Origin of the sequence: Roseobacter phycocola, assembly GCF_042055075.2 — a bacterium.
Classification (GTDB): Bacteria; Pseudomonadota; Alphaproteobacteria; order Rhodobacterales; family Rhodobacteraceae; genus Roseobacter.
Window position 1 is genome coordinate 33,884 of sequence record NZ_CP194009.1, and the last position, 21,789, is coordinate 55,672.

Sequence of the window (21,789 nt, forward strand, 5' to 3'; positions counted from 1 at the left end):
GCGGACGTGCTGTCCGGACGTGGGGCCGGATCCATGGCAGACCGCGGGTTGCCGGCGGCTGGAGGTCCTTTGGTCTTGCGTGTTCTGCCAGACCGGATATGCGGGGGAATACAGAAACCGCCCCTGTCGGGCAAAGTGAACCGATGCTCTTTACCGAACTGAATTTCTGGGTCTTTTTTGCAGCTGTCTGTACGCTGTATCTGACGCTGCCGCACCGGGGTCAGAACCGGATGCTGCTGGTGGCCAGCTATATTTTCTACGGCGCCTGGGACTGGCGGTTTCTCAGCCTGATCCTGCTGAGCACGGTGATCGATTATTTCGTTGCGCAGAAAATGGCGCATACAACAGCGCAATCCCGCCGACGGCAGCTGCTGTCTGTCTCTCTGGCCGCCAATCTGGGCATGCTGGCCATCTTCAAATACCTTGGTTTCTTCGTGGAAAGCTTTGCCGCGATGCTTGCAGCCCTGGGGTATCAGGCGGACCCGTTCACCCTGTCCATTGTGCTGCCGGTGGGGATCTCTTTTTACACGTTCCAGACGCTCAGCTACACGATTGATGTGTACCGCCGGGACATGGAGCCGACAGATGACTTTCTGGATTTCGCCCTCTTTGTCGCCTTCTTTCCGCAGCTGGTTGCCGGACCGATTGAACGGGCCCGAAACCTGTTGCCCAACATCGCCAGCCCGCGCCGGCTGTCCTGGGAAGATCTGGGCCGGGGCAGCGTGCTCTGCCTCACAGGGCTGATCAAAAAGATCGTCATCGCCGACGGGATCGCACCGTCAGTCAATGCAATCTATGCCGCTCCGGATCCGTCGGGGCTCGATATCGTTCTGGCCACCTGGCTCTTTGCCATCCAGATCTACTGTGATTTCTCGGGCTATACCGATATTGCGCGCGGAGTTGCCAAGATCCTCGGCTTTCGTCTGATGCGTAACTTTGCCCAGCCCTATTTCGCGGTCGACCCGCAGGAGTTCTGGCGCCGCTGGCACATCAGCCTTTCCACCTGGCTGCGCGACTATCTTTATATCTCTCTGGGCGGCAACCGGGGCGGCTCCTGGAGGACCTGGCGCAATCTGATGGCCACAATGACCCTCGGCGGTCTGTGGCATGGTGCGGCCTGGAATTTCATTCTCTGGGGCCTCTATCAGGGGGGGCTGCTGGCGCTCCACAGGGCCCTGGCCGGGCGGCACGGCGCGGTCGGTGAAGGCATGCGGCGCTCGGCAGCCGGCTGGCTCTGGCAGGTGCTGAAGATCGCGGTGTTTTTCCAGATTGTCTGCTATGGATGGCTGCTGTTCCGGGCACAGTCCTTTGCACAGATCACCGAATTCACGCGTCGCATGTTCTCTTTTGCGCAGAGTGATTACCTTTCAGTATCAATGCCTTCTGTGCCCCTGGCTGCCCTGCTGGGGATCCTGTGGCTGCTGCTGTGGGATCTGCTGACGGAGGTGACCGGCAATGTCCGGTTCTACCGGCACTGGCCGGTGCCCGTGCGCGCCGGCCTTTATGCCGGTATGATTTATCTGCTGGCCTTCGGCGCCACCACGAGCACGTCCGCCTTTATCTATTTCCAGTTCTGAAGGGGAAGACAGGATGAAACAGACACTCCGGATGGCCGGTCTGATCGCAGCACTGCTGGTGCTGCTCGATGTGGCGGTTGCCGGTGTGCTGATGGTTGCGGGGAATGCCGGGGGGAAAGGTGCCGCTCTGGTGCGCTACTTTGAATACGGGCGCAGCGTGCCGGGCAAACTGGACCGCTGGATCGCCGCCCCCGGGCTGCGTGACAATCTTTTTGACGTGGCCTGGATCCCCGACACGCTCGCCGCCTCGCAGGAGGCTTTTGCTGCAGAGGGTGTCACCGGCACACCGGTTGTCCGCGCCTATGGCATGTCCTTTGCCGATCAGATTCTCAGTGCGGCCGCAGCGCTCGAGCCTTCACTGACCATCGATATGCATGGCGGGCCTGCCGCGCCGCCCAATTTTTCCTATGAGATGTTTCTGCAGGACCGGCCAAACCGGCGCGCGGGGGATATTGTCGTTTTCGGCATTCTGTCTTCCTCCACCCCTGCGATGGCGGCCCTGAGCAACCGCACCTGGTCTTTCGAGCAACCCGCGCCCTTTACCTATCCGGTTTTTCTGCCGGCGGAGGGGGACGGGCTGCGCCGGATTGCACCGCTAGTACAGAGCGCTGACGGCGAACGGGCGCTGCGGAGCGATCCGGCCGCAGCAGAGGCCTGGGCGGCGCAGCTGGCCGGGCAGGACCGGCTTTATACCGCCGCCGCCTTTGCCTGGGACTGGCTGGATATTTCGCCCTTTGCCCGGCTGGTGCGGCGGTCCCTGGCGATCAGCGCTGTTGAACAGCGCGAAGCGGATCTGATTTCACCGGACAGTGATTTCCCGGCCTCTGAGGTGCTGCAGCGCATGATTGCAGGGTTTGTGCGGACCGCCCGGGAGGACAGCCAGATCCCGGTGGTGTTTCTGATCCAGTCCCGCAATCCGGCGGATCTGAACCTGTTCAGCCTGGCCGGCCCCGCAGTACAGCTGCCCGGGCTGCTTACACTGGTCACCGCCGATCATGTCAGCCCGCGCGATCCGGCGGCTTTTGTGGGCGACGGACACTATACCCGCGCCGCAAATGCGGTTTTTGCACAAGCGCTGCTGGACCAGCTGCGCAGCACCGGTGCCCTGAAATGAATATCGCGCTGGCCGGGCCGGACTTCTTTCGCTATGAGCGCGGCAGCAACGGACCCGGACCAGACCGGTCAGCAAGTGAGACCCGGACCACGTGAAACGGCTTTTTTCTGCATTGTCGGGAGAACGGATTACCGCGCGCGCCCTGCGCGGTTCCGGGCTGACACTGATCGGCTTTGGCGGCTCGAATATTCTGCGCCTTGTTTCCAACCTGATCCTGACACGTCTGCTGTTTCCGGAAGCGTTCGGCCTGATGGCACTGGTTCAGGTCTTTACCACCGGGCTGCAGATGTTTTCGGACATCGGTATCAACACCTCGATCATCCAGAGCAAACGCGGCGAGGACCCGGATTTCCTCAACACGGCCTGGACGCTTAAGATCATCCGCGGGTTTATTCTGTGGCTGTTTGCCTGCGCGCTGGCTCCCCTGGCCGCCTGGATCTACGATGAGCCGATGCTGCTGCTGCTGCTGCCGGTTGTGGGTTTCAACTCGGTGATCCGCGGCTTTGCCACCACAAAGATGACGGTGCTGCACCGGAACCTGAAACTGGGCCGCCAGACGTTCCTGTCACTTGGCACCCAGGCGATCGGCATCGTTATTATGACGGTTCTGGCCTGGTGGCTGGAGTCGGTCTGGGCGCTGGTAATCGGCGGTCTTGCGACCTCTGCCTTCAACGTGGTGCTGATGCATTATATTATGCCCGGGATGAGCAACCGCTTCCGCTTTGAGAAAGAGGCGTTCTGGGAAATCATCGGCTTTGGCAAATTTATTCTGCTGAGCACGCTCGCGACCTTTCTGATCAACCAGGGCGACCGGGCTATTCTGGGCGGCTATATCTCCATGGCAGAGCTGGGCATCTATAACATAGGCTTTTTCATGGGGACCGTTCCCTGGATCCTAAACAAGGCGATCAACAACAAGGTGCTCTTCCCGCTCTACCGGCTGCGCCCGCCCAATCAGAGCACCGTGAACCGTGACAAGATTTTCCGGGCGCGGCGGATTTTCACGCTGGCGACCCTCTCGGCCAGTGCCTTTATGGCCTTCTTTGGCAATGAGGTGATCACTCTGCTTTATGATGACCGCTATCTGCTGGCCGGTCCCATGGTGATCCTCTTCAGCCTTGTGATTGTTCCGTCGATTGTGATCGATGGCTACAACGGGGTGCTGCTGGCCAGCGGGGATTCAAAGCGGTTCTTTGTACTGCAGGCCTCGACGGCGGTCCTGCAGGTCGCCTGTCTGCTGATCGGCATCCAGACCCTGGGGCTGCTGGGGGCGATCTGTGCCATCGGTATGGCGGCGCTGATAACCTATCCGCTGCGCATCAGATATACGCGGCTCTATAATGCCTGGGACGCCCGGGGCGATGCGGTACTGATGACGCTGGGGCTGGGGCTGAACGGATTTGCCTGCTGGTGGCACCGGGATCTGCTGATGGCTCTCAGCCTCTGAGCAGCGGAGTCATTTGTATTCAATCAGCCTGCGCGGACCGCCTGTCAGGCGCCGTTTCCCATAGGCCAGCACACCCAGAGCCTCGGGAATTTTTGCAAGGGTCAGAAAGAAGGCCTGTGGCCAGTCCCCGCTCCGCCGCGCCAGCCGCATTACCTGCAGCGGCCACAGCAGCAGTACCGCCAGTCCCCAGGGCGAGAACAGCGCCAGCATCACAGCAGCCCCCGGTATGCCAAACCCCCAGAGAAGGGCGCGCCGGGTCTGTGCCACGTTGTGCCGTTCCGGACCGCGCCCGTGCATCGCCGCCCCTTCGGCATAGGCATGGCCCGCACGCCGGGCGCGCTGCCACCACTGTCCGAGCCGCGTGATATCCGCATCATGCAGGGTCATTTCCACGGCGATGCGGTGCACCTCCCAGCCCTGACGGCGCAGCCGCAGGCACAGTTCCGGCTCTTCGCCGGCGATCAGACCTGCATCATACCCCCCCACGGCCTCCAGTGCCTGCCAGCGCATCATGGCATCTCCGCCGCAGGCCCGCGCGGGCCCGCAGGGGGTATCCCATTCAATGTCGATCAGACGGTTGTAAACAGAGGCACCGGGGAACCGTTCCCGGCGGCGGCCGCAGACAACAGCAGCCCTTTCATGGGCCTCCAGAAAGGCCTGTGCCGCCGCCAGCCAGTCTGGCCGGACCTCGCAGTCACCATCGACAAACTGCACAAAACGCGGCGGGGTGCCGGTGGCCAGATGCGCGATGCCTGCGTTGCGGGCGCGCGCGGCGGTAAAGGGGGTGTCCATAGGCAGTGTCACGACCTCCGCGCCCCGGGCGCGTGCCGCCTCAACACTGCCATCGCGGGAACCGGAATCCACATAAACGACCCGGCGGCCCTGCCCCAGCAGGCTGTCCAGACAGCGCAGCAGGCGTTCGCCTTCGTTCCGGCCGATGACAACGGCACCCACATCCGCAGAGGTCTGCATGTCAGTTCTCCGGCACGTCGGAAATCTTCGACATGACCCCCCGGCGGGCATAGCCGGGGCGGGCGGGGGGCTGGTCGGTCCGGGGGGGGCGGTGTTTTTGCACCGCCCGGCGGTCATCCGGATCCGCGGTGGTTTCCTCAGCGGCAACGCTGTGGGGCGCGCGGTACTCCAGCCGTCCGATCAGCGCCCCCGCGATCAGGGCGGTCAGGGTCGTATTGCCCGAGTTCGGGATCAGATCCACGAGGTTTGCAGCCAGCAACAGTGCGAGTACAGAGGTCGCCAGATCCGGCGGATCACCCCGCCTGCGCAGAGCAAGAATGATGATCGGTATGCTCAGCACCCCAAAGCGCATCAGGTACTGTGCCCAGCCCCCGACCCCCAGAATGATCACCCATGCACCGTCCGTGGTCGATACATCGCGTCCCTGGTCGTCAAAGACCCGCGAGCGGGACCACCCGCCCCAGCCGAACAGTGGCCGCTCGCGCGCTTTTTCCAGCAGGATGTCCTCGTTGTCGAAGCGGTACGCCAGAGAGCCGGCCCGGGCCGCGTCGAAATCCCGTGCGATCTCGACGATCCTGCCCACCGGGACGAGATCGGCACTGCGCAGCATCGGGTAGAGCAGCACGACCCCCGCGATACAGGCCGCACAGATCAGCTGCAGGCGGGGTTTGAGCAAAAACACGGCCGGCGCCAGCAGAATGAAGATCACAAGTGCGCCAAGCGAATTGATCAGCACCAGCGTGATCATGAGCCAGCACGCGACGGCCATCCAGATCAGCCTGCGGTTGCGGTCTGCGATACGCATGTATCCGACGGCCGCCAGCGCGCACATCGCCAGGACAATCGCAAGCACCAGGCCATGTGACAGGAACACGGTCGGCCGCCATCCGCCACCGCGCACCCCCTGCAGCCAGTTCTGGGTCTGAAACCCGTAGACCATGAGGTTCAGCCGCGGCGAAATCCGCACTTCCAGCAGCGCAGGCAGGGAATAGAGCACCCCTGCGATACACAGGATGCGCAGAAAGGTTGCATGGGTATCAGGATGACCCAGAAACTTGCGCGCCACCAGCAGCGGCAGGAGCATGACAATCCCCTGCAGCGCATTGGACAGCCCGTCATAGATCTGCATCCGGCGCAGAACGCGTGGCCCGTAGAACTGCGGATCTCCGTTCGTCAGGACGGTCATGAAGATGCCGATGAAGAACAGGGCGATCAGGCCCAGGATGATTTTGGAGCGGGGCAGCCAGCCGGGCAGCACATGATCCATGTTCAGACCCCGCGCTCCGGTTCCGTGCGTGGCCCCCGGCAGACGGTTTGAGGTTTTGCTGACCATGACCATCAGCAGCACAATCGCCGTCACCACCGGCAGCGATCCCTTGTTGATCGGGGGCAGCATGGGCAGGTCAACGCCGGTCCGGCCCGGCAGCAGCAGCATGGCGCCCAGCAGAGAACAGATCAGAGCCGTTGCCACCGGCAGTGTCCGGAACAGAACAAGCATGACAAGCGGCCATGAAAACAGGACAGCATAGGCGACCATACTTATATGCCCTTGGTCATTTTCGCCCCGGGCGTGCCACCCCGCCGGGTACGCAGGGCCTGAAGGAACAGTCCGGGCAGGATTTTCAGGCAGGCCCCGTAACGCCGGGCCAGCCGGCCGGGATTGCCGGCCAGCCGCCACAGCCATTCCGCGGCCAGCAGCCGGAACAGGCGCGGTGCCCTGGTCTGGGCGCCGGAAATGAAATCCAGCCCGGCGCCGATGGAAAGCGCACCCATCTGCGGGATCTGTTCCTGAAGCCGTGCGGCGAGGATTTCCTGTTTCGGCGCCCCGAGGGCCAGAAAGCACAGCCGCGCGCCCGAGGCCCTGAGCGCTGCGATCTGCGCGCCGGCCTCTTCGCCGAGCGGATCAAACCCCATCGGCGGGGCAATCCGCGCCACGACCTGCAGCCCCGGAAAGCGCTGTTCCAGCGCCGCCGCTGCCTGATCGAGCGATGTCTGCGTTGCCCCCAGAAAAGCCACGGGCGTGCCGGTCTGTGCCGCGATCTCCGCCAGGGGTTCGATCAGTTCCGAGCCGGGCACCAGACGCACGTCCTGCCCCGCAAGACGCGACAGCCAGACGATCGGATTGCCATCCGCGGTAATATGGGTGTGACGGCGGTATGCCCGCAGAAAATCAGCATTTTCCCGGATTTTGACCACATGATCGAGGTTCAGCGTCGCCACCGAGAATCCGCGGCGTTCTGTCATGGCCGCACGCAGGTCACGCAGCAGGTCTTCCCGGGAAGCTGCCGTGACATGAAGCCCGCACGCGGTGTCACCCGCGGGACCCTGTGTTCGCGCCCAGTCCATCATTACCATACCTGACCTGCTTTGTGCTGTCCCGCGTCCATAGCATGCAAGGAAGCGATGAGGCAATTCATGCCAGGGCACCGGTAAACACGCGGTTGCCCGGACCCTGCGTACGGTCGTCCAGGGCGATTTTAAGCGTCTGCCGGGATGATCCGGCCCTGACGAATATCCACAGGATCCTTCCTCCCTTCCGTTCAGCAACCGCCGTGTCCCGCACGGCTGCAGGAGTTCAAAAATGGCGCTTATCACTGATGCGACCGAGACATGGTCTGCCCCCGTTACCCTGGCAAATGACGAAATCTGGCAGGCCCGCTGGGGCAGTACATTCGTGTCCACCACCAGTTCACCTGCTGCGAATGACGGTTTTTCCCTGACCCAGGGCCAGGGGGTACTGATCCGCGCCGGTCTGCAGGTGCGCTACCGTAAAGAAGGCTCGACCGATGCTCTGATTGTGCGTGAGGTCGTATGATGCAACGCCAGTTTGTACTGGCCGGGCTCAATGTGCTGGGGGGACGGCCGGGTGGCGTCAGAACACCTTTCACGCCCCCGTCCTTCAGTCTTACAGCGCTCCAGTTGCCCGCAGGCCAGTTGCAGGGCGGCCAGACGGCTCAGGCAGACCTGACCGGTCTGGTGGTTTTCATGTCCCTGTCGAACTATGTTTCGACCGCCGGGACAATCAGTTCGGTTGACTACCAGATCAACGGGACAGCCGCGCCGACAGATACTGTGTTGTCCGAAGGGGATGTTCTGCGTTTTGTGGTGACGGATTCTGCGGGCAATACGCAGAGCTTCTCTTTGCCGGATGTGACCGCTGCAGTGATTGCAGCCCCGGTCGCCGCCGGTGCTGTGGCCGATCAGCTTTATGTTACCGATGACCCTGTTACCGGTCCGGACGTGGCCGCGGATTTCACGGGCGACGCGGTTCTTTATGCGCTGGCACCCTCCTCCGGCGCGCTGCCGGCCGGTCTGTCGCTGACCTCCGCGGGGCTGATTACGGGCACGCCCACAGCCCCCGGCGGACCGGTGACGGTCATCGTGCGCGGCACCAATGCCGGTGGTTTTGCCGACAGTGCCTTTGAGATCACGGTTGCCGCCTATGAAATCACCGCCACCCTGCCGCCGGCCAGCTCACCTCTTTATGAGGGGCAGTCCATCTCGGACATGAGCGGCTATGCGGCGATGACGGATGTGGCAAATTTTTCGGTCAATGCCGGTGATCTCGTCTCGGCGGTGGCCAGCGTAACCGGGGATGCCCTCTCGGACACGGCGCCCCTGACCGCCGGTGACCAGGCGGGGTTCTCTGTTATGGTGACCGGCACTGCCGGCAGCCCGGTCAGTTTTTCCACTGCGCTGCAGACGGTCGAACCCGTCCTGACGATAACCGACAGCGGCACCTCTCAGGCGGTACTGACGCTCAGCGCGCTGCCTGATGACAGTGTGCCTGTGCCTGCGACAACGATTGAGATCGACGGGGTGATCCACACCCTGCCCGCAGGGACAACCTGCGGTGATCTGCGCAGCAGCGCGGTTCAGATGGAACGGGACAGTCCGGTGCTGACATCCACCGGGGATCCGGCAGCCTTTGCAGAGGGCGATGTGCTGACCCTGGCCGATACCATCTGGCTGAGCACCGATATGCTGTCCTTCAGCGTTGTGGTCTCAAACAGCGGCGGCGTGGTGCAGAGCGGCACAGACCGCAGCTATACCGTCACTGCCACAGACGTGGCCGACGGCACACTGAGCCTGCGCGAGGTTGCAAACAACGGCACAACCAGTTTTGACGGAGAGACCTCTGCCGCCACCGCCGCGGCCACAGGCATCAGCTTTGCCACCCTCTTTGGCAGCGGCGAGGCGGGTGTGGTGGTCATGCCGGGCACCGCCGATACCATCTGCTATACGGAAACCACCGGCGCTGCGGCCATCACGGTCTGCGGCGATGGTGATCCGGTCGGAACCATCCATGACACGGTGAACGACGTCTATCTGACCGCGCCCAACACGGCGAACCGGGCGACCTACCGGGTAAACGGCAACAGGGCGTATTTCTCGAAATCCGCCGGCGCACAGTATTACGTCAGCACCGCCCCGGTCGATCTGTCCGGCAGCGACAGGGCCTCTGCCCTGATTGCGCTGGAACGGCCCGGCAGCGACACCACGTTCCGCTATATTGCGGGGCTGGGGAACAACAACACGTCGGGGGGCGTGAATTTCTCCAAATCATCCACCGCGCGCCGCTATCTGGCCTATCACCGTGGCGCAGGTGTCGGGAGTGCCATTGCCGCAGCCACCGGCAGCAGCCCCGGCAGCAGCAGCGGGTCCCTGCCGAACGTTGCCGCAAACGACGTGCTGCGCATGCAGTCGGATATCTCAGCCGATGCCGTCACCATATGGGCGAACGGGGTCGAATACGAAACCGACAGCAGGAACGCGGGGTCCGGCAATCTTGCCAGTGCCAACATCAATTTTCTGTCCAACCCGTCCTCTGCATCAAACGGGTACCGGGACAATGTCTACGGCTACGTGCTGATCAACCGGCATCTGACCGCACAGGAAGCAACGGCCCTTGAGGCCGGAATGCAAGACCAGATCGGCGGAGCGTAAGCATGTCCTCAACAGTCGCAATTCAGGGCGGGGCACTCGTGCAGAGCCCCAGCGTTCAGATCTCCACCGGCAGCTTCACCCGCTCGTTTCCGCAGTGGGGCAGCGGCGCATCGCTCAGCATCATCGTGGAGCAGACCGAGAATGCCGCCGCCGGCGAAGGTGTGTTCTTTCGCGCCCTTGTGAACGGGTTCGACCAGGGCGCGCCGCAGGCCGGGCAGGAATATGACGGGCGGGAGCATGAAATCTACTACGTCTGGGATTTTGGCCGCGATCACACCTTTGATCGTCTGGTCAATGTCCTGCCGGAATGGCGCAACGGGCGGGTAGCATATGGCCCTTTTGTCTCCACCTGTTTCAATGATCCGGGCACCTATACAGTGTCCTGTACCGCCATCGACCGCAGCGGCGGCAGCACCACGTCATCTGTGCAGGTGACTGTGAATGACCCTGCGCTGCTCTATCCGGGCACGCAGACCGTCTGTCTGGCCCATGACGGTGATTTTTCCGGCAAACCCGCAGGGGCTGCTGAGGCCACCAGCCTGACCCAGGCGCTGAACGCCATGAGAGTCCTGGACACCCAGAGCCTCAAGGGCCGCATTCTGTTCAAGGGCGGCGGCACCTATGACTACTCCGGCGGTAACATCCGGGTTGATCCGTCCTATTCAAATTTCGTCTGGGAGACCTGGGGGACGGGGCGCGCGACGTTCAATGTGCTGCCTGCATCAGGTCTGAACGACGGGGTGGCGCTGATCACCTTCTCCAATTCGCTGCGTCTGATCGGTGGCTCTGCCCTGATCCGGGGCATTGATTTCACCGGGCCCTGGGACAGCAGGCTGGAAAGCGGCAAGCGTCATACGGCCGTGTTCCTGAGCACCGGCAGCCGCGGCCTGCGCCTGACCCTGAATGACTGTACCTCGGACGGGATGCAGGGCCTGCAGTCAGGGGGCAACATCGGCTCGGGCACCAGCAACACCAGCGTTACCATTTTTGACTGCCGCTCGACGAACAACCAGGATTTCTCCTTCTACTCCCCCTCCGATATGTACAGTTTTTCGCTGGTAGGCTGCATCTCTGATCAGGACGTGCAGGCCCGGCAGGGCGGCGGGGCCAAGCAGTCACCGTGGAAAAACGACCATACCGGCGTGCGTATCCAGAAGACCGGCTATACCTACTTTGACGCGCTGGAGATTTTTGCCCGCAACGGCTGGGGCAATGCACAGCCGGTGCCCGAGAACCAGCCCTGCATCCGCTATCATTCCAATGTGCCGGGCAGCAAGGCGAGCATGAACCGGCTGTCCTGTGAGGGTGGCAATGACATCATCACGGGCGGCGATGCGACCAGCGCAGGCGTCCTGCGCCCGGTCAACTGGATTATCGACAAGGCTGTTCTGGTGGGGTCATCAAGGACTGGCGGCGGGGCGATCGGGAATGCTCTGGGCGGCACCACGATCCGCAATGTGCTGGCGATCCTGCCAAACGTGCCTTCGATCAACCGGCCCAATTACGGTTTTGGCGGTGCACCCGGCGCGGGGGATACGAACGGGGATGATAACCTTGCCCAGCGTGTCGCGTGGTACAGCAACACGGTTATGTTCCTTGCTGACGACACCAACCTCAATGGAAATGAACCAAATTTCATCACCAGCGGTGCCTCGACGCTCTGGACAAATGAGATCGAGGAAAACAACCTCTTCGTGGCGCCTCTCAGCACGCACTTGCGGCTGTCGGACAATGCTGAACTGACAGACTTTGACGGGTCCACACTCTGGGCACCGCGCTGGCTGGGGCATAAATACGACTTCCTGCAAGCCGGTACGATACCGCAGACACAACTGACCATGGATGCAACCTTTGCAACACCGGCCGATACCGTCAAAGACATGACGCCGGCGACCAGCGTCCGGACTGCAACAGCGGGGCTGGTGGCTTTTGACGACATCCGGGGCAGACCGCGCTATGATGGCGTCTCCAGGCTGATCACCGGGGCTGCCGAAGGGGCCGCTGAGCCTGCTGACTGAGCGACTGCTTTACTCCGGGCATGCGGTTCGCCAGGGTGGCCACGCCGTCCTGGTGACGATTCCGAAAAGCGCTCTCTGCCAATGTCCAAGACCCCTCCACCTCTCCGCATCGCCTATCTGACGGGCGAATATCCGGCTGTTTCGCATACCTTCATTCTGCGCGAGGTCGAGGCCCTGCGGGCGCTGGGTCTTGATGTGCACACCTGCGCGGTGCGCCGCACCGGGCCCGAACACCACCGCGGCCCCGCCGAGCAGGAAGCCGCGCGCACTACCTTTTATGTGCTGGCCGCGTCGCGCAACCCGCTGACCCTGCTGGCCGCTCAGCTGGCGGCCATCACAAGCCCCCGGCAGTATTTCGGAGCACTTGCCCTGGCCTGGCGGACAGCCGCCCCGGGTTGGCGCGCCCTGCTCTACCAGCTCTTTTATTTCGCCGAGGCAACGGTACTGGCCCGCCACGTAAAGGCGCGCGGGATCACCCGTCTGCACAACCATTTTGCAGCTGCCTCCGCCACGGTGACCATGCTGACATCGCAGCTGACCGGGATCCCGTTCAGTTTTACACTGCATGGCCCCGCAGATCTGCAGGAACCAGCCCGCTGGCGTCTTGATGAAAAAATCGCCCAGGCGGATTTTGTCGCCTGTATCAGTCACTACGCCCGCAGTCAGGCTATGCTTCACTCGGATCCCGCGCACTGGGACAGACTCAGGATCATCCACTGCGGTGTGACCCCGGCGCTCTATGCTGACCGGACCGGTGCCACGGCGGAGGCCCCCGCCACCCGGCTGATCTTTGTGGGGCGTCTGGCAGCGGTCAAGGGTCTGCGGGTTCTGATCGATGCGCTGGCGCTGGCGCGCCGTACGGTGCCGGATATGACCCTGACGCTGGTCGGGGACGGCGGCGAACGTGCCGCCCTGGAACAGGCCGCGGCCCCGCTGGGAGATGCGGTGCGCTTCACCGGCTATCAGTCCCAGAGCGAGGTTGCAGATCTGCTGGCCGCCTCTGATGCGCTGGTGCTGCCCAGTTTTGCCGAAGGGGTGCCCGTGGTGCTGATGGAGGCCATGGCCAGCGGCAAGCCTGTGATCGCCACACGGATCACCGGGGTTCCGGAACTGGTAGAGGACGGGGAGAGCGGGTTTCTCGTCGCGCCGGGGGATACACAGGCGCTGGCCGATGCGCTGGTCCGCCTGCATGAAAACCGCGATCAGGCCCCGGTCATGGGGGCGGCGGGGCGGCGCAGGGTGTCCGCGGAATTTGACATCGCACAGGAAGCGGCCCGGCTGGCAAAGCTGTTCCGCGGCACCGCCGGCGACGGCCCGCGGCCCTCAGCCTGAGGCAACCCGGTTCTGCGCCAGGCTGATCACCCGGTCGAGGCGGTCTGCATCGGCGACATACCCCTCCGGCCCACGCGGGACGACCAGCGTTGCCATGTGCAGATCCAGACCAGCCAGGTAGTCCGCATAGACCGTGTTGAAACGGTCCGCCGGGTTCAGCGTGACCAGCAGTGCCCCGGGCCGGGCCGCAAACAGCGCATGTGCCAGGTGGCTGCCTTCCATCGAGATCACAACAGAGGCCCCCGCCAGGGCCCGCAGCAGGACGGGCAGCGGATCGGTTGATGCACAGATGGCAAAGCCACGGGCGGCAAAACGGGCGGCCAGCGCATCCTCATTCGCCAGCACCCGGGCCACGCCGGAATGACCGCGGCGGATAAAGACCCCCTGATCTGCGCCGGTGTCCGGGACCGCTGCCTGCAGCCGTTTGCGCAGCTGGCGCTGCCGGTCCTGACGGTGCGCATTCTGCCCGATGTCGCTGGCAAAGGACATCCGGCGGAAGAACATATGACGCGCCGGGACCGCCGGCAGACCCAGCAGATCAAGGTAAGCCCGGGTATGCGGCCAGGCCGGATTGTCCGGCAGATAGAGCGTCTCGTCCTCCCGGCACAGCAGGGCGGTGGGCAGCGCGTCACTCAGCCAGTGGCCAAAGTATTTCATCCCGATGACCGGCAGGGCAAAGAACCCGCGGTCGCGCCGGAGCACGGGCCCGCGCAGCAGTGCGGCCATATCCGGACGCCCGTGCTGATGAAACCCGCGGGACAGGGTGTAGAACCCGCGCGGCGTGGCCAGCACATCGGCTATTTCAAAGCGTTCGGTGGCGCGGTGTGTGCGCAGACCGCCGGCCACACGTGCCTGTTCGGCGGCGGCGGTGGTTTCAGACTGAAACGCGGTGATGGTGTCCCAGTCGTCCTGCAGCATTGTCACCGGCGGCATCGGCGAGCTGTCTGCAGGACACAGTGTTTCGCGGGACAGCACCAGATCCTGCAGCGCAGGCTGCCGGCCAAGGCTTCTGAACAGTTTGCCGGTGACAGGATATGCCCGCGCCAGCACCGTCACGGTTGCGAGAGGTCTGCCCGTGCCCCAAAGAGCGGCGCGCGCGCAGCCTCGATTTCCGCCACTGCCCGTGCCTTTCCCACCCGCAGGGCGCGGCGCTGATAGGCACGGATAAAGGCCCGCAACTCAGGATCATCAAGCTGGCGGTCGCGGCGGATCCAGGCACCCAGATACCCCTGCAGCATCGCCAGCCCACCCAGTACAAAGGGTGGTTCGCGCATACGAAAGATACAGGTGGCCAGATAGAACAGTGGATCGGATCCCATGAACCACTGGCCAAACCCGTGCCGGCGGCGCCCGGTGTAGATCGACGTCTGGCTGGAGCCCATCGGGCGCAGATGCTCGAACCGCAGATCCTCTGCGTCCCAGCTGACCGCACGCCAGCCCAGGGCGCGCGCCTTGTGGCAGTCAATCGCATCCCACATCACTTCGTGCACATATCCCCCGATGTCCTCGAAACAGGACTGCCGGTAGAATTTGGTCATGCCCACGGACATCTCGTCGCCGCGCCGTTCCGACACCAGCGTATCGCCCTGGCGGGTATAGGGTTTGCCCGAACAGGTGCCGATACGCGGATCCTCTTCCATCCGCTGCATCAGGATCTCAAAATACCGCGGCGGCAGTTCCAGATCGAGGTCGAGCTTGCATGAATAGGTATAGTCCGCCGGATTGATCGTTCCGTACCCGGCATAAAAGGCCTCGATCACACCGGGGCCGACCGCCCGGTGTCCCCGGTCCGGTTTCGGCACCACCCGGATCCAGTCATGCCGGGCGGCATATTCTGCCAGGATCTCAGGTGTATCATCCGTGGAGCCATCATCGACGATCACCCAGAGCGCCGGCGGGACCGACTGCGCGATGACACTGTCGAGTGTCCGGCGCATATAGCCGGCCTCATTTCGGCAGGGCGAGATCAGAACATACCGCCGCGGGTCTGCAGTCATGTGCCCGTTCCCCCTTTGATGATGCGCTCCTGATGGCCTGGGTACCAGGTTTCCAGCGTCTCCGGGGTCATCGCGAACACCTGGGCTGCCTCACGCCAGGCCCGGCAGGATCCACGGGTCTGGGGCAGGCTGAAACGGCGCATCAGCAGGTCCTTGATCACGTCGGACACCACACGATGCGCCATCCGGCGCCGGTAGGCCTGCCGGGCCCAGACCTGATCAGATGCATGGCGACGCAGCAGCACCGCCTGGTTGAGCGACCACAGATGCGCCACCTGGCCACGGTTCAACCGGCCCGCGGCACTGACATAGTGATGCAGGCGGGCCGCATTCGCCGTCAGCAGTATCCCCTGCCGGGACACCCGGTAGCTGCCGTCCAGATCCTCGCCCGGGCAGTAATAGCGCAGACAGGGATCAAACTGCTCTGCGGTGACCGCGGCCCGACGGTAGGTCATGCGGAACCCGCCGAAAAGCGCGACAGGAGCCGCATCGAGGCCCTGAAGTTCCGCCGGCACAGGGCCTTCACGAAAGATCCTGTCGTACGGAATGAAGACTTCTTTCTTGCCCATCATCAGCAGCACACGGAAAACCCAGCGCAGCAGTGCGGACTTTTCGCGCACGCCGGATACATCCGCTGTATCCGTCCGCCGCGCGCCCTGCTGTGCCACGCCGGGCATCTCAGCGGTTTCGCTGGCCTGCACGCCGGCCACTGCCTGCGCGGTATCGGCCTCGTAGAGGCGCATGATTTCCTCTGCACAGTCCGGGTGCATAAAGGAATCGTCGTCGATCATGAAAAAGATATCCGCCTGCCCCAGCGCAATTGCCTGATTGCGCTGTACGGTCAGCGACGGGGCAGCACCCTGTTCGCAGACAAACCGTATCTGCGGATGATCCGCCACGATCTCCTGCAGCGTCCGGGCGTGATCCGCCCAGTCCGCGCTGGAATCCACGACGATGATTTCCACCGGCGGCCGGGTCTGCGCCAGCGCCAGCCGCACGCAGGTCTGCAGCGGCTCTGCCCGGTCCTTGGTCGCGATCAGAAGCCCCCAGCTCAGCTGTGTCATAATGCGCGGCACGTCCCGGTATCGGGCACAGGATGCGGGGACCGGATCACAATATCACTTACCTTAAACAGTCAGATTTCTGCCGCGCTATCTTTCCTGTATTCCGGTCTGTGTTTCAACAGCAATTCAGGGCGGTCCTCAGGTGAGACCGCGAATACCCGTTGCTGTGGTCCCTGACGCCCAGATACGCGTCACCCGCAGCGGAAAGACCTGACCAGGCGTAACCACCACATCGCTGTCAGACCCGTCTGCGGAAGTCACACGTACCGTGCCGGGGGTGGCGGCACTGATACCTGTGGTCACCCAGGGCAGGTCGGAGACATCACTGGGGGTGACCTCAAAAATACCTGTTGCCGGTGAGCTGGGATTCGCGTGAAATTTTGGATGCCCGTCTTTGATCATGCCCGTATCTCCTTTGCGGCGCGTTCCGGTGCGCTTCAGGCACAGGCTTAGCGGCAAAAAGTTTTGGGGATCTGAAAGTGGCGTACGCTGCATCCGGTCATACGGCAACGTCCCAGGTGGACGGATCGGGTTTTTTGTGGTGGATACTGGCGCGCCCGGAAGGCACGGGCATATCAAACCGGTTTTCACAGAGCAGGCCATGGCAAAAATCGCTGTTATCATCGTGAACTACAATGCCGCTGATCTGGTGCTGGAGGGAATCCGCAGTGTGCTGGACCGCCAGCCCGATGGCCATGATGTGCATATCCACCTGATCGACAATGCCTCGCCCGCGCAGGACGGCCCCCGGCTGGCCCGGGCCATTGCCGAAAACGGCTGGCAGGATCAGGTGACGCTGCGCGCCGAGCAGGAAAACCACGGGTTCGGCCGCGGTAACAATCTGGCACTGCAGGCGCTTGCCGGGGTCGCGGACCGCCCCGATTTCGTCTTTCTGCTGAACCCGGATGCGCATCTGAAACCCGATACGCTGGCCGTTCTGGCAGACTTCATGGACAGCCACCCGCGGGCCGCGATGCTGGGCACCCGCGCCTTCAACCCGGACACTCCCGAGCCGGTCACCGCAGCCTTCCGCTTTCCGGGCATCTGCAGCACCTTTGCCGCCGCCCTCAATTTCGGCCCGGTCGCCCGTCTGCTGGCACACCATCAGGTCAGCCTCGGCGGCAGGCTGAGCACACAGCCCGTGGACTGGGTCTCGGGCGCGGCGGTGCTGGCGCGCTTTGAGGTCTGGGAAGACCTGGGGTTCTTCGATCCGGCCTATTTTCTCTATTACGAAGAGGTCGACCTGATGCTGCGCACGCAGCGCGCCGGCTGGGAATGCTGGCATGTGGCCGAGGCAGAGATCGTGCATGTGGAGGGGGCTTCGACGGATGTGAAGGGCGCGCATAACGGTCCCCGGCGGCGCCCGGCCTACTGGTACCATTCCTGGCAGTACTATTTCCGCACCAACTACGGGCGGGCCTATGCGCTCGGCGTGGCAGCGGCCTGGATCACCGGGGCCGCGCTGAACCATGTGCTGGCAAGGATGCGCGGGCAGACCCCGGCCGCCCCCCAAAGGTTCTTCCGCGACTTCGGGGCCCATGCCCTGCGCCCACTGCTGGGGCTGGCGCCAAAATCCTGACGCCCGCGGCACCCGATCTTGCGTCCCCCCGGGCCGCCCCCTAGGGTCGCAGCATGTTTACCGGTCCAGCCAGGAAAGGCCCGTTCTGTGCAAAAACGTTATATTCTGTGGACCGGCGGGTGGGATTCCACCTTTTGCGTCATTCAGGCCCTGCGCACCAGCGATGAAGTGGTGCAGCCGATCTATCTGGTCGACCCGCACCGGCCCTCGACCGCGACTGAATTGCAGACCATCGAGCAAATGCAGGCCATGATTGTCGAACAGTTCCCGGATGCAGCGGACCGGTTGCTGCCGCTGAAGATCGACCCGATCCGTCATCAGGACACCGCCCCGGTGCTGAAAGAGAGCCTTGAAGCGGTCCGCAAAATCATCCACCTGGGCGATCAGTACCCCTGGATCGCCCAGTATCTCAACGACCACGACCTCACCGGTGTCGATCTTGCGGTGGAGGCACGGGGCCGGATCAGAGAGCTGCTGCAGGACTATATCGCCGGCGATATCATCGATCCGGCCCACCGTGGCACGGATGTGTGGAACCTGTTCGGGCGCTACAGGTTCCCGATTATACATCTGTCCAAATGGGACAGCCTTGAAATCGCGAAGGAAGCAGGATTTCTCGACATCCTGAACATCAGCTGGTTCTGCCACACCCCGCTGATGGGCCGGCCCTGCGGGACCTGCAACCCCTGCAAGGACGCAACAAAGAAAGGGTTCGGCTGGCGCATACCCTTCTGGACCAGATACCCCAGCCAGCTGCGCAACATGCTCAGAACGCTCTGGCGGAAACTGCGCGGCAGGGGCTGACGGGGCGCGCGGCTCAGAGGGCCTGCGCCACCGCGGCCCGCAGTTGCGGATACGACGAAATCCCGCCAAGCTGTGCGCCCGCCAGGCGCACGCCCATCGACTGATCCACCTCCATGGCCAGTTTCAGATGCGCCAGGGAATCCCATGCAGGCACGCTGTCCATAGTTGCCTGCTCCAGATCATGCGCCTCCTCCAGGCTGAACAGCCGCCGGAAGGTTGCCGCAAGCTGTGCCTCTGACTGAGGCGGCAGCGCCGCACCGGGAGCCGCCACCGGTGCGGCAGCGGGCAGAACCGGGGCCGCGGCGCGCGCCGGTGCTTTCGGGCGGGCTGGGGCAGATGCGGCGGCGGCGGCCGCCGCCGGCGGAGTGTCACCGACCGTAAAGTAGTCCGGCACCTCAAGCGCGCCCTGTCCTGCATCATGCACAAAAAGTCCGCCGGCACCCTGATCTGCCGCAACATCACGCGCCGTCATACCCGCCCGGGCAAAGACATCGCGGACCGGGGTGTTACGGGGCCCCTCGATGATCTGACCGATCAGTTCTGTGCCCCCCTTCTCTGCGATGCGGGCACTGGCCCAGGCCACGACAGCAGTCTCTACAGTGCGGCCCAGAATACGGCAGCTGAGCAGGAAACTGTCGACCCACCATGTCCCGTCGCCGCCCGTGGCCTGCACAGCGGCGTCATCGGGCCAGGCCGCCTTCATCGCACCATCCGGCCGCAGGACCAGCACCCCCATCAGCTCATAGGGGCTGTGGCGGTCGGCAATACCAACGGCAAAGACCTCGCCCCCTTCCTCCAGGATCGCCTGCACCGCACCGGCATCGTGGCGGCGCAGAGTACTGTTGAACTGGTTGGTTTTGACAAAGAGCTGCAGCACCCGTTTCTGATTGGCGGGCCCGTAGGGTTCAAAGGTCAGCTGCATTCCGAGATCGCGGTAGAAATCCGTGACATTCTCAAAAGACCGGCGTGCCACCTTCTCGCGCGCGCGCACTTTATACTGTGCCGAACGTTTCAGATCGGATCCGGTCAGTTCCAGGCTGTCGAGATAGGGATTGTCGAGCAGCCAGCGTTCCAGGTCCTCAGGGGCCGCCGGGAAATCCGGTACGATACAGTCGGGCAGGTTCCTGCGCACCTTTGCCCGCTCCACCGGGTTGTCGTCGATGAACATGGCATTGGCCGCCCCCAGCCCGACCTCGTCGAGCATATCGGCGATGCCGGTCGCTTTCTCGTTCCAGCTGATCCGGTGGGTGACCAGATCATCGGGGCGCAGGACCATCTCCGGGTGTTCAGCCATCATCTGCAGCGCCAGATCCTCGTCATTCTTGCTGGCCACCGCCAGTGCTGTGCCCCGCTGGTTCAGCGCCAGGAGCGCACGCTGGAACGCCGCATAGGCAGAACCGGGATAGGCACCACCGATGTCGAGCCCCTCCATACCGTCCTCGCCCAGCACCCCACCCCAGAGCGTATTGTCCAGATCCAGTACCAGAATACGCGCCGTCGCCCCGCGCAGCGCCAGCAGCCCGCCCAGCAGACGGCGGGCCAGATGATCAGAGAAATCCGCGCTGAACGGGACCCGGCCCATATGCCAGAACTGACCCGGATCCGCAGCGGTCCGGCCAACATCGGCCAGCATGGCGGCACCGTCCAGCAGGTGCACATCGGTCATGTCCTTCAGCGCCGCCGCGATCCGGTCATTGGCCGCGGCAATCAGCGCGGTCAGCCCCTGGTCACTGCGCCCGTCCGCCTGGCCGAGGCTGGAGCGGGTAAGTGCAAAGAGCGACAGGACGAACACTGGCCCCGTCAGCCGGTCCCGCGCGCTGCGGACAAGCTGCAGCAGGGGCGCCAGCGCCTCGTCCAGCCAGGCATCGCGGTCTTCCACGCGCAGGCTGAGCGGGGCGGTATATACCCCGCCCAGCAGATCCTCGGCCCGCTCCGCGATCAGCGTTGCGGTCAGCGGCCCTGACAGTGCCTCTTCCAGCGGGGACGTGCCTGCAGGCTGCAGCAGCATGGTCTGAGCCTGCCCGAAAGGCGGCACATATGTCTCTGTTATGAGACCAAACCGCTCTGACTGAGCTGTGACGCTCATCGCAAGATAGTCCAGATTGGCCGATCCCAGAAGCGCAACTGTACCCATATCGCGGGGGGCGCCGCGCATCGGCTCTTCCGGTTGCCGGGCAGCGCCCGTCTGTTTCGGGGGCACCTGCACCTCCGGGGCGGTCGCGGGCTGCGGCGCGCCAAAGATCTGAGCGGGGTTGCCCATGGCCGTGGCCCCGTCAGGCACATCCGTCAGCACCAGCGCATTGGCCCCGATTTTGGCATCACGTCCGACATAGACCGCCCCCGCAATGCAGGCCCCGGCCCCGATATCCGCCCCGGCCGCAATGATCGGCAGCTGGTCATTCTGCCCGGTCTGCGCCACACCAAGCGTGGTGTTCTGGCGGATCTGCGCGTCATCGCCGATCGCGCGGGCGCCGAGGCTCATGCCCGAGTGGTGCCAGATCCGCACCCGCCGCCCGAGCTTGACGGTGTACCACAGTGAAATGCCGCAGAACCATTCCACCAGCTTGAACAGGACGCGATAAAGCAGGGTTGCAGGCGCGCGGATGATCCTGGGCTGGCCCATCCGCCAGTTGCCGAACCGGTGTACAAAAACCGCCCAGAAACCCTGTTCGAAAAGCCGGCGCTCATGGGTCGCGAAGTCCTCGGCCACCAGGGCCCAGAAACCGATCCCTTCGGGGTTCTGATTGTGCCGGCCCCGCTCTGCGACAGGCGGGATTCCCATGGCGTCTTCTGCGGCGTGATAGGTGTCGGAGGCTGTGGTCATGGTTTTCTGGTCTCGTCAAACAGGGGGCGCAGCAGCCCCGGAACTTCTGAACTACACACAGATTAAGTCTGTATTACGACCCGCGCCTCTTTGCCCAAAGCAGCGCCGGGGTCG

Annotated in this window: 17 protein-coding genes; 9 read left to right on the forward strand and 8 right to left on the reverse strand. The window is 63.5% G+C overall.

From position 1 onward, the window contains the following. Positions 1 to 98: 98 nt before the first annotated feature. The 3 genes from AB4K19_RS00150 to AB4K19_RS00160 all read left to right on the forward strand — a co-directional run bounded on the left by AB4K19_RS00150 (position 99) and on the right by AB4K19_RS00160 (position 4,138). Positions 99 to 1,577 (forward strand): MBOAT family O-acyltransferase, encoded by a 1,479-nt coding sequence (locus AB4K19_RS00150; protein ID WP_436397424.1) that lies wholly within the window; start codon positions 99 to 101, stop codon positions 1,575 to 1,577. Between the two features lie 13 nt (positions 1,578 to 1,590). Then, positions 1,591 to 2,691, forward strand: coding sequence for a hypothetical protein (locus AB4K19_RS00155; RefSeq protein ID WP_375227272.1), 1,101 nt, complete (start codon positions 1,591 to 1,593; stop codon positions 2,689 to 2,691). A 91-nt stretch (positions 2,692 to 2,782) separates the two neighbouring features. Then, positions 2,783 to 4,138 (forward strand): oligosaccharide flippase family protein, encoded by a 1,356-nt coding sequence (locus AB4K19_RS00160; RefSeq protein ID WP_375227273.1) that lies wholly within the window; start codon positions 2,783 to 2,785, stop codon positions 4,136 to 4,138. Positions 4,139 to 4,147: 9 nt separating this feature from the next. Here the strand turns inward: AB4K19_RS00160 and AB4K19_RS00165 are convergent, their stop codons facing one another. From AB4K19_RS00165 to AB4K19_RS00175, 3 genes are read right to left on the reverse strand one after another with little or no spacing between them, the layout of a single operon-like run. Further along, positions 4,148 to 5,110, reverse strand: a complete 963-nt coding sequence (locus AB4K19_RS00165; protein WP_436397426.1) for a glycosyltransferase — start codon at positions 5,108 to 5,110, stop codon at positions 4,148 to 4,150. A 1-nt stretch (position 5,111) separates the two neighbouring features. Next, positions 5,112 to 6,647 (reverse strand): O-antigen ligase family protein, encoded by a 1,536-nt coding sequence (locus tag AB4K19_RS00170; protein ID WP_436397427.1) that lies wholly within the window; start codon positions 6,645 to 6,647, stop codon positions 5,112 to 5,114. 2 nt (positions 6,648 to 6,649) lie between these two features. Continuing rightward, positions 6,650 to 7,465, reverse strand: coding sequence for a WecB/TagA/CpsF family glycosyltransferase (locus tag AB4K19_RS00175; RefSeq protein ID WP_375227275.1), 816 nt, complete (start codon positions 7,463 to 7,465; stop codon positions 6,650 to 6,652). Positions 7,466 to 7,691: 226 nt separating this feature from the next. Here AB4K19_RS00175 and AB4K19_RS00180 point away from each other — a divergent pair, with 226 nt between their 5' ends. The 4 genes from AB4K19_RS00180 (at position 7,692) to AB4K19_RS00195 (ending at position 13,407) form a co-directional block, all read left to right on the forward strand. Continuing rightward, positions 7,692 to 7,925 (forward strand): hypothetical protein, encoded by a 234-nt coding sequence (locus tag AB4K19_RS00180; protein WP_375227276.1) that lies wholly within the window; start codon positions 7,692 to 7,694, stop codon positions 7,923 to 7,925. Beyond that, positions 7,925 to 10,057 carry an Ig domain-containing protein gene (locus tag AB4K19_RS00185; RefSeq protein ID WP_436397430.1) on the forward strand — a complete coding sequence of 711 codons (2,133 nt, stop codon included), beginning with the start codon at positions 7,925 to 7,927 and terminating at the stop codon, positions 10,055 to 10,057. The genes AB4K19_RS00180 and AB4K19_RS00185 overlap by 1 nt, the downstream gene beginning before the upstream one ends. A 2-nt stretch (positions 10,058 to 10,059) precedes the next feature. Then, positions 10,060 to 12,075 carry a PKD domain-containing protein gene (locus AB4K19_RS00190; RefSeq protein ID WP_436397431.1) on the forward strand — a complete coding sequence of 672 codons (2,016 nt, stop codon included), beginning with the start codon at positions 10,060 to 10,062 and terminating at the stop codon, positions 12,073 to 12,075. 81 nt (positions 12,076 to 12,156) lie between these two features. Further along, positions 12,157 to 13,407, forward strand: coding sequence for a glycosyltransferase (locus tag AB4K19_RS00195; RefSeq protein WP_436397433.1), 1,251 nt, complete (start codon positions 12,157 to 12,159; stop codon positions 13,405 to 13,407). Here AB4K19_RS00195 and AB4K19_RS00200 read toward each other — a convergent pair. The 4 genes from AB4K19_RS00200 to AB4K19_RS00215 form a co-directional block, all read right to left on the reverse strand. Then, positions 13,399 to 14,463, reverse strand: a complete 1,065-nt coding sequence (locus AB4K19_RS00200) for a glycosyltransferase 61 family protein (RefSeq protein WP_436397434.1) — start codon at positions 14,461 to 14,463, stop codon at positions 13,399 to 13,401. The genes AB4K19_RS00195 and AB4K19_RS00200 overlap by 9 nt on opposite strands. Further along, entirely contained in the window at positions 14,460 to 15,404 is a 945-nt protein-coding gene (locus tag AB4K19_RS00205; protein ID WP_436397435.1) for a glycosyltransferase family 2 protein, read from the reverse strand. The genes AB4K19_RS00200 and AB4K19_RS00205 overlap by 4 nt, the downstream gene beginning before the upstream one ends. Next, positions 15,401 to 16,468, reverse strand: a complete 1,068-nt coding sequence (locus AB4K19_RS00210; protein ID WP_436397436.1) for a glycosyltransferase family 2 protein — start codon at positions 16,466 to 16,468, stop codon at positions 15,401 to 15,403. The genes AB4K19_RS00205 and AB4K19_RS00210 overlap by 4 nt, the downstream gene beginning before the upstream one ends. A gap of 138 nt (positions 16,469 to 16,606) precedes the next feature. Next, entirely contained in the window at positions 16,607 to 16,870 is a 264-nt protein-coding gene (locus AB4K19_RS00215; RefSeq protein WP_436397438.1) for a spike base protein, RCAP_Rcc01079 family, read from the reverse strand. A gap of 199 nt (positions 16,871 to 17,069) precedes the next feature. Between AB4K19_RS00215 and AB4K19_RS00220 the strand changes: the two genes are divergently transcribed. Next, positions 17,070 to 18,047: a glycosyltransferase family 2 protein gene (locus AB4K19_RS00220; RefSeq protein ID WP_436397439.1), complete on the forward strand. Its 978-nt coding sequence runs from the start codon at positions 17,070 to 17,072 to the stop codon at positions 18,045 to 18,047. A gap of 87 nt (positions 18,048 to 18,134) precedes the next feature. Then, entirely contained in the window at positions 18,135 to 18,851 is a 717-nt protein-coding gene (locus AB4K19_RS00225) for a hypothetical protein (RefSeq protein WP_436397441.1), read from the forward strand. A gap of 13 nt (positions 18,852 to 18,864) precedes the next feature. Here the strand turns inward: AB4K19_RS00225 and AB4K19_RS00230 are convergent, their stop codons facing one another. Further along, entirely contained in the window at positions 18,865 to 21,675 is a 2,811-nt protein-coding gene (locus AB4K19_RS00230; RefSeq protein WP_436397442.1) for an HAD-IIIC family phosphatase, read from the reverse strand. Positions 21,676 to 21,789 lie beyond the last annotated feature (114 nt).